11 protein-coding genes and 1 riboswitch are annotated in these 16,090 nt (G+C 55.3%); of the genes, 4 read left to right on the top strand and 7 right to left on the bottom strand.

Annotated features, from left to right (window positions below; all coding sequences use genetic code 11):
• Nucleotides 1-156: 156 nt before the first annotated feature.
• Together ABD971_RS34325 and ABD971_RS34320 are read right to left on the bottom strand one after the other, a co-directional pair.
• Nucleotides 157-714 carry an A24 family peptidase gene (locus tag ABD971_RS34325; protein ID WP_339936599.1) on the bottom strand — a complete coding sequence of 186 codons (558 nt, stop codon included), beginning with the start codon at nucleotides 712-714 and terminating at the stop codon, nucleotides 157-159.
• 443 nt (nucleotides 715-1,157) lie between these two features.
• Complete coding sequence (locus tag ABD971_RS34320; RefSeq protein WP_040771246.1) at nucleotides 1,158-1,346, bottom strand: Flp family type IVb pilin; 189 nt, start codon at nucleotides 1,344-1,346, stop codon at nucleotides 1,158-1,160.
• A gap of 181 nt (nucleotides 1,347-1,527) precedes the next feature.
• A riboswitch (cyclic di-GMP riboswitch) is annotated at nucleotides 1,528-1,642 on the bottom strand.
• A 370-nt stretch (nucleotides 1,643-2,012) separates the two neighbouring features.
• Between ABD971_RS34320 and ABD971_RS34315 the strand changes: the two genes are divergently transcribed.
• Nucleotides 2,013-2,381, top strand: a complete 369-nt coding sequence (locus ABD971_RS34315; protein WP_339936595.1) for an Hpt domain-containing protein — start codon at nucleotides 2,013-2,015, stop codon at nucleotides 2,379-2,381.
• Nucleotides 2,382-2,427: 46 nt separating this feature from the next.
• On the opposite strand, the gene ABD971_RS34310 is transcribed toward ABD971_RS34315, so the two are convergent.
• The 4 genes from ABD971_RS34310 to lepB form a co-directional block, all read right to left on the bottom strand.
• Complete coding sequence (locus ABD971_RS34310) at nucleotides 2,428-3,294, bottom strand: hypothetical protein (protein WP_339936593.1); 867 nt, start codon at nucleotides 3,292-3,294, stop codon at nucleotides 2,428-2,430.
• Between the two features lie 57 nt (nucleotides 3,295-3,351).
• Nucleotides 3,352-5,403, bottom strand: a complete 2,052-nt coding sequence (locus ABD971_RS34305; protein ID WP_345328290.1) for a thioredoxin domain-containing protein — start codon at nucleotides 5,401-5,403, stop codon at nucleotides 3,352-3,354.
• 68 nt (nucleotides 5,404-5,471) lie between these two features.
• Entirely contained in the window at nucleotides 5,472-6,353 is an 882-nt protein-coding gene (lptB, locus tag ABD971_RS34300; protein ID WP_345328288.1) for an LPS export ABC transporter ATP-binding protein, read from the bottom strand.
• Nucleotides 6,354-6,400: 47 nt separating this feature from the next.
• Complete coding sequence (gene lepB / locus ABD971_RS34295) at nucleotides 6,401-8,464, bottom strand: signal peptidase I (protein ID WP_345328286.1); 2,064 nt, start codon at nucleotides 8,462-8,464, stop codon at nucleotides 6,401-6,403.
• A gap of 379 nt (nucleotides 8,465-8,843) precedes the next feature.
• Here lepB and ABD971_RS34290 point away from each other — a divergent pair, with 379 nt between their 5' ends.
• Nucleotides 8,844-10,754, top strand: a complete 1,911-nt coding sequence (locus ABD971_RS34290) for a tetratricopeptide repeat protein (RefSeq protein ID WP_345328284.1) — start codon at nucleotides 8,844-8,846, stop codon at nucleotides 10,752-10,754.
• Nucleotides 10,755-11,244: 490 nt separating this feature from the next.
• Nucleotides 11,245-12,882 carry a hypothetical protein gene (locus ABD971_RS34285; protein ID WP_345328282.1) on the top strand — a complete coding sequence of 546 codons (1,638 nt, stop codon included), beginning with the start codon at nucleotides 11,245-11,247 and terminating at the stop codon, nucleotides 12,880-12,882.
• 68 nt (nucleotides 12,883-12,950) lie between these two features.
• On the opposite strand, the gene ABD971_RS34280 is transcribed toward ABD971_RS34285, so the two are convergent.
• On the bottom strand, nucleotides 12,951-14,840 hold the full coding sequence (locus ABD971_RS34280) for a hypothetical protein (RefSeq protein WP_345328280.1): 1,890 nt from the start codon (nucleotides 14,838-14,840) through the stop codon (nucleotides 12,951-12,953).
• A gap of 655 nt (nucleotides 14,841-15,495) precedes the next feature.
• Between ABD971_RS34280 and ABD971_RS34275 the strand changes: the two genes are divergently transcribed.
• Complete coding sequence (locus ABD971_RS34275) at nucleotides 15,496-15,822, top strand: hypothetical protein (protein WP_339936577.1); 327 nt, start codon at nucleotides 15,496-15,498, stop codon at nucleotides 15,820-15,822.
• The last annotated feature ends 268 nt before the right edge of the window (nucleotides 15,823-16,090 follow it).

Genomic DNA, 16,090 nt, shown 5'->3' with positions numbered 1-16,090 from the left:
CGCAAACTACCTGAGTTCACATTTGGCAGTTTGTAACGCCTGTTTGGGAATTTCTTGGAAGAGGAATCGTCGACGAATCAGGGGCAAAACGGGTTAGGACACAAAAAAAGAAGGGAGCACAAATTGCGCTCCCTCCCTATTGGCTAGCATTTTTTCTTAGACCAACAAACCGGCGATAGCAAAGTATGCGATCGAACCGATGGCCATCGGGATGCCGTAGGGCAACAGTTTCATGGTCGGTTTCCGCTCGCGAGCGATCTCGGCAAGTTTCGAAGGGTTACGCACTGTTTTCCATTCTTCGAGAATCTGACGAGCCATCGCATAATGTTTGAACCAGTTGCCACTTGCCATGATCATAAAGGCAGCCATCACGCCACCCACAATCGCGGTGTAGGCAAAAGCCCACAGCGTGATCACGGTCCCGAGCCACGCGCCGACTCCGGCAAGCAGTTTAACGTCACCGGCGCCCATACCGCCCACATTGCGGAGCACGAGCAGCAACATCATGCCGACGAAGGTTCCCAGCAAGCTATAGCCCAACCCCGCGAATCCGGCGGTGATCGTCCAGTAGACCCAACCGCTAATGATGAAGGGAAAGGTCAACCAGTTAGGCACCTTCAAAATGGCGCCGTCGATAATCGCAGCAACGACGAGCACGATCGTGACAAACCAGACGATCCAGTGGTCAACGACTGAGTGAAACAAAGTATCCATGAGTCTATCCCCGTAAAGTGTTTTGTGAGTAAGCTTTTTCGGCCGCATGGAACGCGGAGTGATGGCCTTCTTTGGGCCTCACCCGATGTTCGATTGCAAAGCAGTAGTTTCGTTAGCGAGGGCCAATCAACCAACTAAACATCGCGAACAGAAGCGTGACCAGACAACAAGAAAGCTGCCAGGCATACGCAGCCGCATCGGCGGGAATCAGTGGGTAGTTCATCGGTTATTAAGCCTCCCGAATGGGTCGGGGTAGCGAACGAAAAAAGTTGGATTGGGCGTAGACTTTAGGAGACGTGGCCCTTTGAAACGGTTACGAACGTGTTTCGCAACTCGCTGAGTTTCCACAAGCAAAAATCGACGCAGCCAGCACAGACCGCAAACATGCGATCTGTGCCGGACGATGCGACGAATAAATTTAGCCGAACGAGTTCGGCGATCGACTAGGATCCACCGCCACCGGAGATGGCCTTGCCGACTGCGTCGAACTTGGTGTTCGCAGCGGTTCCGATCGAACCGACCGAAACCAAACAAACGACGATGATCAAAGCCAACATAACGGCGTACTCAACCGCAGTTGGTCCGTCTTCTTCTTTCAGGAAGTTTACGATGCTGGTAGCGAAATTCTTCATGTCTCTCTCCTCGCGAGTGAGATGTGAATCATCGTTAACAGATGACTCACGACGATGCTTAAATACGAACACATTCGACGTGAATGCGTTCAACGTAAGGGCAGCCTCGTCTCCGACTTTCGTCTGACGTGCCTTGGTGCACCGAGTGCCAAGAGAGCAAGCTCTCGAGCAATCGATTTTCCGTGGCAACCTGGCAATCCTGAAGCAGTCCTTTGGATCGGTAATCGATCCGCCGCACGACTCACGGACCCGTGGTTTTGCGCCCCGCCCTCTCGAACGGTTTGCCTTTGTCACGGAGCAAGGCCGACCAGATCTGATGACTTGCACACACATGCAAACCTTCATCCTGGCAGCGAACCAACTTTGATTCGCTCACTCTTTACACTTTGAAAGTACGATACGATTCGACCGAGTCAAAAAAGTCCGATCACCGAAGCCCTAACGATTGGATAAAACTGCCAAACAAACCGATCGTGACGAATATGCAGCCAACCACCCCCCGATTTGCGTTCTCGCGGGAAGTCCCCCACCGCCTCCGCTCCAACCGCTGCGGTGCACTGCGGCGGTGCCATCAATGGTAAGATGAACTGTGGCGATCGTTGGCGTGCGACGTCGCTGCCGAGCCCAAGCGAATATCGAATCCACTCTTTGCGGAGATTCCCACATATGGACGAATCACAATCACCGTCACACGATTGGCGGGCACAACTAAGCGGACACGCCGGCGATCACAAAGAAACATTGATTGCGATCAGCGATGCGTTTCTTGAAGAGGTGCCGATGCTGATCGGCCGAATTCGTACGGCGACAAAATCAGCCGACTCGCGAACCTTGCGAACCGCAGCTCATACGCTGAAGTCCTGTTTTCGCTACGTTGCGAGCGATGATGACGTCGAAGCCGCCGCCGAAGTCGAGCGAAACGCCGATTCCCCCGACCAGATCACGCAGCAACAGATCGATCATCTTGATCAATTGGCCAAAAAATGGTGCCAGTGTGTGGCCCAGCTGAAAGCGGAAACCGCCGACTCGATGTAGCAGCGGCCCCGCAACAAACCGCAGCGACTCGGCGAACGCGACTCGCCTAACGCGACTGAACAGCATTGGCCGTGGCTAAGGTATTGGATTGAATATCCAAAAACAATTTGATCACCTCCGAAGCCGCCAGCAAGGTTGCCGACCAGATCGCCGAGGCAATTAAAATCGGGACGGCGGTAAGCAGCCCGGTCACCAACCCCATCATCCCCTCCTGTGTCATTCCGATCACGGGAACCACCAGCGTGTAAAGGATCGCCAAGCCGAGAATCAGACAGGCTAATCCGAAATACAGTTTTCGGATCAGCTCTAACATCGGATACTTGCGTTCCTGAGGCAAATTCGATGGCGTCCCCCCGCTGCTGATCATCGGTTGCGTTGACGTGTAGGGATTCACAGGCGGCGTCGCTGATCCAGATCCTGCGGTAGCGTCCTCGTCGGGTTCTGCGGACAATTCGTCGGCGGCAAACTCCGGTACTGCAGTCGTCCCGCTCGTCTCGGCTGCCCCCTTGCGCGTTTCGAAATTCGGAAGCGAACTGGCCGCCGGTTTTTCGCCTGGCACGACGATGTTCGGCGGCGTGTCGGTGGACGATGAAGGTGTCGTGGGAAGCCCGGCAATCGAGTCAGCCTTGTCGGTCACGATTGAGGGAGTGGGCGTTTTTTTCGCGGCCAAACCACTGAAATCAGGCACATCCCCTTGCCAACGTGGCGGTAGTTGTTTGTCCCCTTTGACCGCCGGAATCCCCGCGGCATCCTGTTCTGCGGCATCGGATTTCGGCGTGGCGGCTTTCGGCGGTGCCACCACATCGCAAACCGATTTGCACTTCGGACATTTTACTTGGCGTCCGATCGCGGCCGACTTAACGCGGAAACCTTGCCCGCACTTACAAACGACTGTGATGACTTCGGCACTCATAATGACCTGCGGGAAACGGGATTCGCATTACTGATTCTGCGTCCCCATTGTATCCCGTCACGAAGTCGTCTGCTGAAGCAGCAGCCCGATTTCGTCTCCAACCAGCGGTTGATCACAGCTGAAATTTTGACATCGATAGAGCGTTGGTTTTCCATCGATCACTTCGCGAGCATGGTTCAGCGAGGCGACGGGACCAGATTCCGGAGCTTGGCCAATCACCCACGACAATGTGGCATGCGGACGGTAGCGGCTAAGAAACCGCGTCCGCCAAGCGGCCATCGTTTCCCGATCCGGGACAGCAAGCACCCATTGTTCGTGATCGTGCAACAAACGATCAAGCGACGACAATAACGCTCCACAGGCGGCTGCCTGCGACTGCAAAATAGGCCCCGCCAATTGCAGTGCCCGCACCGCTGCGTCGCGATAGGCATCCACGCCGGTCAATCGCGACAGTTTCAACAGAGCCATCGTCGCCGACGCATTCCCGCTGACCAAACTGCCGTCATGCCAATCTTTGGTGCGAGTGATCAACGCCTCGGCATCATCGGACGTGTAGAAAAAACCACCGACTTCGCGATCTTCAAAGTGAGTGATTATCGTCTCCGCTAGCTGGCTGGCCCGGCCGACCCAGCGGGCCCTGCCCGTCGCTTCGAACAATGCCAAGAAGGCTTCGGCCGTGTATGCATAGTCGTCCACATACGCATCGAGATGGGCTTGGCCTTGTCGATACGCATGATACAAACGCCCCGTTTCGGAGGTCATTTTGTCGAGCATAAAGGTTGCCGAACGTTCGGCGATTTCGATGTAATCGGGGCGATCCAGCACGCCCCCCGCGATCGCAAACGCACGAATCGCCAAAGCATTCCAGCCGGCTAGAATCTTGTCATCGCGTCCGGGACGCACTCGTTTGCCACGCTGTTCGCGCAATCGCTCACGATCGACCGCCAACTCCGCTGCTAACCCCGGCACCGCCAACTCGCTCGCCCAATCCGCGATCGTTTTTTGCAGACGGGGGATGTTTTTGCCTTCAAAATTCCCCGATTCGGTGATGTCGTAAATCTGACAGAACCGCTCGCCGCGCTCGCTTCCCAGCGCCGCGATCACTTCAGCCACCGTCCAAACGTAATACTTTCCTTCGACTCCTTCGCTATCAGCATCCTCGCTGCAGTGAAAACCTCCGCAGGGATCGCACATCTCGCGGGCAAGATAGTCAAGGATTTCTTTTGCCACGTCCGCATGCCGCTCGTGTCCGGTCACCTGAAACGCGCGAACATAAACCGCAGCGAGTAACGCGTTGTCATATAACATTTTTTCGAAGTGTGGCGCCAACCAATTGGCATCGACGCTGTAACGCGCAAACCCACCACCGATGTGATCACGAATTCCACCGCCGGCCATCGCGTCGAGTGTTAGTTCCGCTGCGTTAATGAGTTCTTCTTCCCCGCTCGTTTGGCCACGACGCAGCAGCAGTTCAAGATCCGTAGCGTGTGGAAATTTCGGCGCCGAACCAAACCCGCCGCGTTCTCGATCGAGCACGTCCAACAGATGATTCGTCGCATCGCGGATCACCGCATCTTCGGGCAGAGACGCAGCGGGTTCGCTAACGCCGAGCGCCAATTGACCGAGCGATGACGTGATTTGCGCTGCATGAGCTTCGACTTCGCTGCGCCGGTTCTGCCAGGCATCTGCCAACGCATCGAGGATTTGAGAAAACCCCGGCATGCCCCGCTGAGCCGACGGAGGCCAATACGTACCGGCATAAAAGGGTTGTTTCTCGTGATTGAGAAACACACTCATCGGCCAACCGCCGCGGCCCGTCATCAGCTGCAGCGAGTTCATATAGATTTGATCGATGTCGGGTCGTTCTTCGCGATCGACTTTGATCGAAACAAAATATTTGTTCAAAAACTCGGCGATCGCGGCATTCTCGAAACTCTCATGTTCCATCACGTGGCACCAATGGCATGCCGCGTAGCCGACCGACAAGAACACAGGCAAATCCGATTGGCGTGCCTGCTCAAACGCTTCCTCACCCCAAGGATACCAATCCACCGGGTTGTTCTGGTGCTGAAGCAAGTAGGGACTTAACGAAGCGGAAAGACGATTCACGATTTAGTGCACCCTATGCTTGTTTGTAGAAGCCCTATGCTTGTTTGTAGAAGCGTTATCCGTGTTGTCTAAACGTCGGTCACCGAGCGAGACGGTTTGCGAGTTCGTTCAGCGGAGGAACGGAAGTGGGGGCGTGGCACGGGCGGATACTCTGGGTCATCGGCCGCTTGCCCGGCCATTGCCGCCCGCTGCAGCGGACTTTTCGCGGCCGCATCCAAATCGCCCAAGTATTCTTCACGTACCTTGGGGTGTTCCTTGACTTCGTCAGGGCTTCCATCGATCAACACCTGACCTTGATAGATCACATAACAGCGATCCACCGTGCCGAGAATTTCGCGTGCCGCGTGGTCGGTAATCAAGACACTGATCCCGCTATCTCGCAGCTGCTTGATCACACTTTGAATCGACTGGACGGTGACCGGGTCGATCCCTGCGAACGGTTCATCAAGCATCACGATCTTGGGATCGGACACCAGACAGCGGGCGATTTCCAAACGGCGTCGCTCTCCACCACTGAGCCCCGCAGCTCGACTTTTGCGGATATGGGTAATGTTGAATTCTTCGAGCAATTGCTGCGTGCGGTGCTTCCGCGCCGCGCGATCCATGCCCAACAATTCCAGCAACGCAGAAATGTTCTGCTCGACCGTCAATTTTTTGAACACGCTCGGTTCTTGCGGCAAGTATCCCATGTGGCCGTCACGCGCCCGCCGGAACATCGGCCAATCGGTCACATCGGTGCCATCCAGAAAAACGCTGCCACGATCGGGCTGGACCATCCCACAGATCATGCGGAAACTGGTTGATTTCCCCGCCCCGTTCGGGCCGAGCAGGCCGACGATTTCGGCCTTGTCGACGTGCAGGTTCACACCATCAACGACGCGGCGGCGACCATAGGTTTTCTGCAAATCGAGGGCTTGCAGAATTGGTCGATTTTCGGAATGTGCATCCATGCTATTTCTGCTTTTGCGAAAAGGAAGGTGTGCGGAGAAGCGTCAATCTAACGGATCAACTTCATGCGTCGAAAATTAGGAGTAAAGGGAACCGGAGAATTCCACGAATGGGGCCAGAACACCAACAATGCCTTGCCCACCAACAGATCACGGGGAACGAAATCAGCTCGGGCCCAAGCATCTGCTTCGGCAGTCATTCCCGGACGCAACTTCGTGCCCGCCCAACAGCGAGCATCCAGACTTTCGGGACTGTTGTCCCCCATTGGAAAGAATTGATCTTCCTCGAGCCGAAAGCTGACGCTGCGACGTGTCTGCCAGCCTTCGAAATCGGACCACTGCTCGGGCTCGGCCATTACCTGTTGAAACTCGCCCATCAACCGACGCATCAATTCTTGGTTGCGAAAACTGAAGCGTCCATTGGTCAAGTCGCCCAACTCTTCGATGTCGTAATCGTACATGCCAGCATCCGAGGACTTGGTGGCGATGTAATACTTGTCACGATCGATACGCAAATGGTGAACGGTGCTGGTTCCGCCACGCACCCCGACGCCTGCCGGTGCGGCATCGAGCGGTTTGCCGGCGTCAACGTAATACGGATGATTCTCGGTGTCCGATAGAAACGTACGAGCATCATAGGTCGTGGGTGCATCGAACTCGACAACCGAATCATCCACCCATAACACGATTTGATCATCACAATTACTCATTCGCACGCGGTGCCGCGAACCGGCCGTAACGGTCGTTTGCGCTGTCGGATGCGGATTGTTTTTTTCGCCGTTCGCACTGAACACACGCGAGTCATCATCGCCAATGCTCAGTACCGCAACGCCCGTAGTCAAATCGATGGTACAACGATACGGGATCCCGGCCTCGACGAGTTCGAAGACCACTTCTTTACTTTCGGCAGAGGTCTCGAGATCGGTTTCGAGAATGAGATCGCCCACCCAATGCACGCCATCGCGTGACAAGTCGCTTGATCCGTACGAGGCTCGTCCCTGAAACTGCTCAGGTCCCTCGCCTGATTGGAAGGACGGGCTAAAGGTCCCCGATGAATAGCCACCATTGAGCATACGCGTGATTCGTGAAAACCAGCTCGACCGAGTCGGCAACAACGTCGGGCGCTCGTCGTACACGCGATCCGCGTCCACGGTGACGTAAGACCCGTAAGCGTAGAAGTCGGTGATCAAGCGGCTCGAATAGGGATCGACGTCGGCAAGCGACAGTCCGTTTGAGGCACGATCCCATTGTTGTTCGTCGGGCCAGCGATGGTAATAACGCAGCCAATGCATCCGAGCCGCGGCTTCCGAAGAAAGCGATGCCGTCAACCCGTCGGCGTCCCGCTGCACCTGCCATGAATCGGTCGGCGGCGAGGTGGCACCGTCGGTCCAGGGTTGCCAGCGGCTTGGATAGTTCGCTGCGATCAAATCGGGGGATTGAAATGCGGTGTCATAAACGAGTTGGCTCATCGCCAGCAGTTTGTCGGCAGGTTTGCGAATGATCTCATCCGCACTGCCCTCGTCCTCCAGCGGACGACGATAAACATCACCGTGATGGATTCTCAACGTTTCCCCCGGCAAGCCGACCAGACGCTTGATGTAATTTTGCTTTGGATTGCCTGGGAATTTGAATACGATCACGTCCCAACGCTCGGGTTCGCTGAGCGTGTAGGCAAACTTGCTGACCAAGATTCGGTCGCCGTTGAAGGTTTCGTCATCCGAGTTGCCTGCCAGATCCATCGGATTGACGTGCCGGCAATTCGGGCAGATCCCGGCCACCACCACCTCGTCGGTCGAGGCACCGCGGCGCTCCAAACTCGCGCCGACTTGAAATAGATTCCCACAGCGGTCGCAGGTCAGGTCCTTGTGAGCCCCCATCAACGTGGGAGCCATCGAGCCGGTCGGAATCACGAAGGCTTCGGCCAAAAAGGCACGAAACAGCAGCGCCAAGATAAATGCGACCACGAACGCCTCGACCGTTTCCCGTTGGCCAGACATGCGAAACGCTTCAGCACGGATTTCTGCGGGATCACGAGAATCGACTTTCGACGCGGATTCGTTTCCCAAGGCGGATTCGCTTCCCGAGGACGGGGCTTTCTTGTTTTTTGATTTCATCAATGATTTACAACAGAGAGGCACAACAGAATCGGGAATCAGCCCAATCATTGTGGAAAATTGCCAGGCTTCGGCATAGTAGCGGTTTTACGAGAGCTGCGGAACTTCGATTTCATTCGTTGCCGCACCCGCAGTTATTGGTAGGCAGGTTGCAAATTGCAGCCAATAATCCCCCACTTTCAGCAGAAACCCCCGATTTCCCCCCGATTTGCTAGCTCCGAATGCGGCCAGTTCACGTTGCTGGCTCTTCCCCGCCAGAGGGAAAACATTTCGTTGCAGCTGCCGCGTCTCGCTTTCACAATGCACAAAAACGTCAATTGCTCTAGAATAACGACGCAATCCTAATGCCGTGCTTGTCATCGTTTTCCGGAGAATCCGCATGCGTTTCCGCATGACCCCAACCGCAGCTGGCCCCCGCTTGGGTGCTATTTTGACATCGCTGGTGTTGCTCGCGTTGTCACCCAACGTCGGTTTTGCGGACACGGGGGGCGAATCGTCGCAGACATCCCAAGCGGACAGCAGCAAATCGGTGGTCAACCGGCTGATCGAACAATTGGGCAGCGAAACCTATGCGACACGTGTTCGTGCACGTGAATCACTTGCCCGTTTGGGGTTGCAAGCATTCGACGAATTGCATCTCGCTCAATACCATCCCGACAATGAAATTGCGATGACCGCACGTCATCTGGTGAGCAGTTTGTTGGTCAGTTGGTCCAAGCCGAGTGACCCGGACGAAGTGCGTGACATCTTGCATGAATACGGAGCACAAAGCGTCGACGAACGACGCAGCCGGATTGTCCGTTTGGCGGAATTGCCAGAACGAGCGGGGCTGCAGGCGTTGGTTCGGCTCACTCGCTTTGAAACCTCACTCGACCTCAGCCGTGTCGCAGCCTTGGCGGTGATGCAACAAGATTCGTCTTATGCAGTGGAGCAACAAAAACAAGATGCCCAGCAGATTCGCGAGGGACTCAGCCATAGCGATCGCGCGGCCGCCACGTGGTTGATCGCATACGCCAATGATTTGCAAAACGGCACCTACGATGCCGCACGATGGAGCGAGATCGTGGCGGAGCAACGACGCCAATTGGACACCGCATCGAATCAACAAACCACTCGTGATTCGGTTCTCGAGCTCGTCCGCGTCTGCGTTCGCCATGCTTGGTTGAGCGACAAAGTGGATGACGCGTTAATGCTTGCCAAAGCGAATTTGGATCTGATTCCCCCCACCACGCGTGATCTGACGGAAGCGTGTCGCTGGGCGATCGAAAACGGCTTGCACCCGATCGTGATTGAACTGCAAAAACGTCACCTGCAAATGTTCGATTCGCAGCCGATGTTGTTGTACTCGGCAGCCGAAGCGATTAAGGCCGAAGGGGATTCCGGGCGGGCGCAATTGCTCGCGGATCAGGCGATTGAAATCCGTCCATTTCCAAGTGACGCAGCCGAGCGGGAAACAATCTCGCCTAACGAGCTCGAGGAGATCGCGCAAACCCACCGCGAGATTGCTCAGGAATTGCAGAAACGGGGGCTGTATGAGTGGGCGGAACGCGAATACCGCGGCATCATTGATCATTTGGAAATGGATGCTTCCCCATCCGTCAGCGCCCGGGATCTACTTGCCACCATGCTAGCGGATCTGGAACGACATCAAGACGTCGTGGATTTGTTGACCCCGCTGATCAACCGGATCGAGAGTGACGATCAATTAAAAAACCGACTAAACGCGTTGCGATTTTCTTATGACGAAATGCGTAGCAACATCCAGTGGCACTCGGGGCTGCTGAAGATTGAACAAGGAGACCGCGAAGCGGCAAAACCGTTACTCGTCAAAGCATTGCGGCTGAGACCTGAAAACATTGACATTTTGATCTCGATGTTTCGGCTCGATCAAAACGATCCCGATTGGACCGAGACCGTCGACTTGCTGTTAACCCAAAACGTCCAACGAGCCAAGCAAGAGATTGCCAGTATCGAAGTGATGATGAAGCAGCAAGCTCGCTTTCAACCACGCGGTTACGACCTCGCCCAAGCCCTCAACCAATACGCGTGGCTGGTTAGCAACACCAAGGGCGACTACGAACAGGCACTCCGGTTCAGTCTGAAGTCGATTGAGTTGCTACCGAACGATTCAGCGCTACTGGACACATGCGCTCGGTGTTATTTCGCTGTGGGTGATTACAAGAATGCGGTGGCGACCCAGCGGAAAGCGGTCCGTTTGACGCCACATTCGCCTCCGATGATCCGTCAACTCGAAGAATTCGAAGCGAAACTCGAGGCCGAGACCCGCTAAACCGCAGTCCCCCTCCCAAAACCGCAGCCCGAGCCGCTTTCTGGTCGAGCCGCTTTCTGATCGAGCCTCGTTCTCATCGGGCCGCTTTCTGGTCGGGCCGCTTTCTGGTCGGGCCGATTTCGAATCAGCCTGCTGTTAAACCGCGACGGCCAAAACAGCTCCTCGACGCGGCGTCATTGTGCGAATATTCGCTGCTTCCCTCATAACCGCTGCACTCGGCGAGGTATTCCACTCCCCCTGACGAGGTTTGCGTCCCCGTTACCAAAAGTGACGTAGGTTTTTGTTGGTTTATCACCACATCACGCAAAACCTATATCCGCTGGAAGTTTTGGTTATGAGGAAATCCTCGCGTCGTAAATCCGACCCAAACAATGCCGCCGCACCACGGCGTCATGACGCTTTCTACCTACTCGTTGGGTTCACGCTGTTGTGCTTAGGTACGTTACTTGGCTTGTCCTCGGGACTTCCCAAGTGCCATCGTGCCTTTGCGATGAAATCATTTCCACGCGAGTTAGATTTGAGCCAATTGCAATCCGAAGGTCTCGCTGAGAACGCGTTTGTCCAATTGACTAATGTGGATTTTGACCGTCCGGCACCGACGAGTCCGCTCGAACACCTCACCACGTCCGTGGCCAAAGTGATCAACCCAGCCGAATTAGGCAGAAATCCAGAGTTGATCCAGACCAAAATCGCAGCGATGAAGCAAGACGTGACCGACACGCTTCAGCAGGCTCCTATCGGTTCGTTACTGGAAGAATCGTTTCGCGGCATTCCCCTGTTTTCGAAAGCAGAGGGACCTCAGGGAACCACCCCGCTTGTCAGCTTGTCTCGACACAGCATGGATGTGACAAACGCAAAACAACAAATTGAATCATCCAATGCAATTCGTGGCTATCTCTGCCGCGACGACAGCGAGACGACGATCGCGCTGCTGAAAACAGTCGTCGCACCGCCAGCAACGGACCTTGGAGCCGCCGAGTGGTTCACTGCAATCAAACAGGCAGGACAAACCGACGACCATTCGCAGGGGACCTATCGCATCGAACCTCTTCAAACGCCACCCTCGAAACTAACCTCCACGTTGTTGCTGATCACATCGTTACTGATGTTTGCTGCGGGGTTGGTTGTGTGCGGAACGTGCTCACTATCAATTTGGACGTGGCTGTTTCTGCCGCTACCGTCGCTCATCAGCCTGCTGGGCATTCCGCTACGACGCGGACGTGGTGGCAATAAGACGCGATTCACCTACAATTTTGTCGGCGTCATTTTGTTGATGCTGGGCGGTTATGAAATTTATCTGCTAGGCGGCTTTGGGCAATCCGAAAGTCACTCGCTGCACCACATGTTCGGTTTTGGAGTATTGGCCACCGGAGTGGCCGCCGTGCTCGGGGCGATTGTCAATGCACGGGCACCGAAACCCGAACACATTCCCGTCGTCACAATGCCGAAACCGACCGAAGCGTCTCCGAGCGCCATCCTACGTTACAATCCTGAGCCTAGCGAGAACGAGGATGAATCGGCGACAGCGGATTCAGACGCTGGAAATCGACGGACCAAAGTCTACCAAGATCCACTGTTGTTTGCCGCAATGGATGATAGCGTTGGCAGTTTGACGATGGAGACCATGGATCTGCTGTGCGATCTTGGATTTTCGAGTCCCGCCTATGCGAGAATCCAAGATACGCCAACTTCACCATCGATTGGTTTGTTGTTGGGATGCAATCACACCGTGCTTGCGGAAGTCAGTGACAACAATGTCAATCCAAGCATTCGGCTAACCAGCGTTTTGCACGACGGGTTACCGATCATCACCGTGTCCGAATCGGTTACCAAGAGCGATCAACCCAAAATGGCGACAACGGGAGTCTATCAATCGGCATCCCACCAGCCGTTAAAGACAATGTTGGCCAAGCATCTGCAACAAGCCATCCGCATGTCAGAAAAACGCAGCAGCAACATCGTCACATTCGATTGCGATGAAAAGGACGAAGTCTTTTTGTTTAGCCGTCGAGCATTCGCCGATGTTCGGTCGCAATACGAAGAGCTGAACCTGGAAGTCGGTCCTGCGACCTATGAACGTTTCGCTTTCCCGGCTCAACCGATTCCAGAGTTAGCGGTCGTCCGATAACCGTATTCGGCAGCCATCTCGGTTACCGGAGTAAAAGAAACGCGAGATCCCTTGCCTCGCTCGCCGCGTCATGTTTGAATTTTGGACAATTGACCAACGATATAGCGAGGCAGCAACATCATCACGCGATCACTGACCGCGTCATAGGTGATTCGGCCTCCTTCTTCGGCGCGGGCCGCCATCACTTCGGAAACCTGCTGAATGAACGCGTCCCGTCGGTCTCCAAGCGGCTCTGACCAAACGACCAGCAGCAAGCGGTCATAGGTCGCTTCGGTGCCGACCCACCAAAGCGAGTCGTCCACGCGGCGCACTTGCATCTCAAACGGCTGCAACAGGGTGGACAACATCTTCCCGGCATCGTCTTTGACATACGGCATCACGAGTTGCTCGGGCGAGAGACGTCGTCGTCGTGCATCGAACCAATTCACCATACAGGTGGCTTGGTTTTTTCGCGACACACGTCTCAACAGCTCCGCAATCGTGATCGGAGCATCCAAAGTGGGTCCCGAATCCCCGCCAGCGAGAACCGGCCATGGTCCTGTGGTCGAATTTGCCGCGTGAGCCCAACGGCTCAGGAATTGATCCTGCAGTTTGCCTTCGATCCCCCGCATCCGCCGCAGCGACTCAAACGCAAGTACCGCGAGCTGCTGTTCCGCCAATGCCTTACCAATTTTGACGGTCCCCGGCTGTGCCTCGGCATCATTCTGTAAAAACTTGCCCAACACCGATATCGCCGCAGCGCGATCGTCGCCGAAATCATCAAGCTGCAGCACCGGTTCGATGCGTTTCGCAAATTCCGTTTCCTCCATCGTGATCATCGCAAAGGATTGATCAAATTGAATTGTGGCACCGATCGACGTGCCGAGCTGTTCCAAGTGCTCTCGCGCTGACAAAAAACCGCGTGCCGTGGGGACACGCTCGCGAATGCTTATTTGTGCCATATCCAACGACATCCAATCGATCTGAATGGGCACTCCCGAAAGCTGGCTGAACAGCAACACCAGATCGCCCAGCGGATAGCCTTTGGAGTTCATTGCAAATTTCAACGCCAACGCCCGATCCAAGTTGATGGCCGCGGGAGGCGTGGCGATCATCATCGGATCAAGCGTTTCCTCTGCTGCATTTTCCACTTTCAACTTATCCAGCGTCGGCGGTGTCTGGATCGTCGGTTTGGTTTCATTGGTCTCGCGTCCTAAGTCCAATAACACCGTGAACTTTCGTAATTCAGGAGGAATTTCATCGAGTTTGGACATGCCATCGTCGGCAACGGGGGCCGCGGCATCTCGATTCACATCGACGATCGGCCCCAGCGGATCGACAGGCAGCAGGTCGGTGGGAATGTCGTTGGACGATGTGTTAGATGACGCGACCGAGGCAATCTCCGCTGGCATCGGCCCAGCATCGGCAGGGTTCCCATTGATGTCGCCTGAGTTGACGCCCGGTGGATTGTCGTCGGGAGAAGGCACGACGTCGTCGCTGGGGGCGTCCTCGCTAGGATCGCGGCCGGGGGGCGGGTTGGATACAGGAGATGGCATCGGCGGAGTCGTTGGTTCCACCGCGTCCACCTCGGGAGCAATCGCGTTTGCATTGGCGATATCATTGGCAGCAGCATCCGCAGAATCGGCCGTTGTCACTGCGGAAGCGGCGTCCGCGCTAGCGGCCCCTCGATCCCACGTTCGCACGAACCAAACGAAGACCACCATCGCGATCAGCACAGTGGCGATCGAAACGGCCACAATCATGCCGACCTGACGAGACTTTCGGGTGCGATCGCTTTGCCAACCCTCGGGCGGAATCGGCATTCCTGCATCGGCGATCTGCGATGGCGGAATCGCCTCGGTTCCAAGAAACGGCTCCGCAGGCGAGTGCGGTGCTGCAACCGCCGCCTCGGCATACAGATCTCCCCCCGATAGCGCGTCTCGCGTGATCGTTTCGCTATCAACACTGTCCGTCCCCAAAGCAACCTGCTCGGGGTTCCTCGGAAGCGACTCTGAGGCAGGACTCGCTGAAAATTCGCCTTGGATTTCCACCATCGAGCCGCATTTCGGGCAGGCGGAAATGGTTCCCACCAGTGACGGATCGGTCACCCGCAAACGACTTGAACACGTCAAGCACCGGACTGCAAAAGGTTGAAAAGCCAAGCGACCCCTTCCCGAAAATTAGAGTGTCCGACATCCGATGCCGGTCAAAGTCTTGTTGAAAACGCGGATTACGCCATTTTCCCCACAATTCCATCCTGTTTTATCATGACCATTTTCTCTCAGATCACCAACCTTAATCACGCGATCCCAGAGGAGTTCCACCTAAGATTGCTAGTACTACGCCCTTACCAAACCGGAAATCGGTGCATCCCTATCCACGTTTCCGCTGCGTTTTCCGAGTGAGCGAGGCGATTTCGACGCTCGAAAGCGAGACAGACGGGGAAATACCGTATTTTGCTGAAGCCGAGATTTTCCTTTTGGGAAACACCTGATCTTCATCCGAAGGTGGGATAATATTTTCACCTTGACGAACCCACTCGATTTTCTATCGTATTCTGAGCGGAGTGCCGATTTTTACCATCGTTGGCACCCCGCTTCCCTGTCTCGTCCCTTTGGGTCCAAAAAACCATCCATGAAACCGCGTTGTTCAGGTGCCTTCTTCGCTCTTGTGCTATTCGCTTTGGCATTGCCATGCGGGACGTTTTTCGTGCCCGTATCGCTGCTTGCCACTGCATCGGATTCACAAACGCCAGCGGAAGAGCATGAAGAACGCGTGCCGATTTCGGAAACGACTCGCGAACGAAAATCGCAGTTACCGAATCGGCGAGAACAGGCTTATCCCTCCGCATTCGACCTTCTGCGGTCCCATGCGCATGTCAGTTTCAGTGAGCGGAACCCCCGACGAAGTTTGGTGGGGCACCGCATTAATGAAGCGGTGTTAGCTCCGATTCGCTGTTAGCGGACACTCTTCTGCGGACGCTCTCTTCGTTCGCAATAACCGTATCGTTAATGTCGGCAGGGTCTCTTGCGAATTCGTTTATTCGTGTGGATCACTCGGTGACCTCGTTTTCACGAATCGCAAATTCGTCGATCGCGTACGCCAAGAATCTGTATCTCGTTGAACATCCGCGAGAGGACTGCAGTCGCATCCCCAGAGGCGTTTGCATTTCGATGCAAACGATTGTCCTCACCCCCGCTCAAGTCATCTGTTTCCGGTGAGGATTCAG

Source organism: Novipirellula rosea (genome assembly GCF_039541335.1).
Classification (GTDB): domain Bacteria; phylum Planctomycetota; class Planctomycetia; order Pirellulales; family Pirellulaceae; genus Novipirellula; species Novipirellula rosea.
Note: the sequence above shows the minus strand (reverse complement) of the source record. Positions and strands in the feature narration are given on the sequence as shown.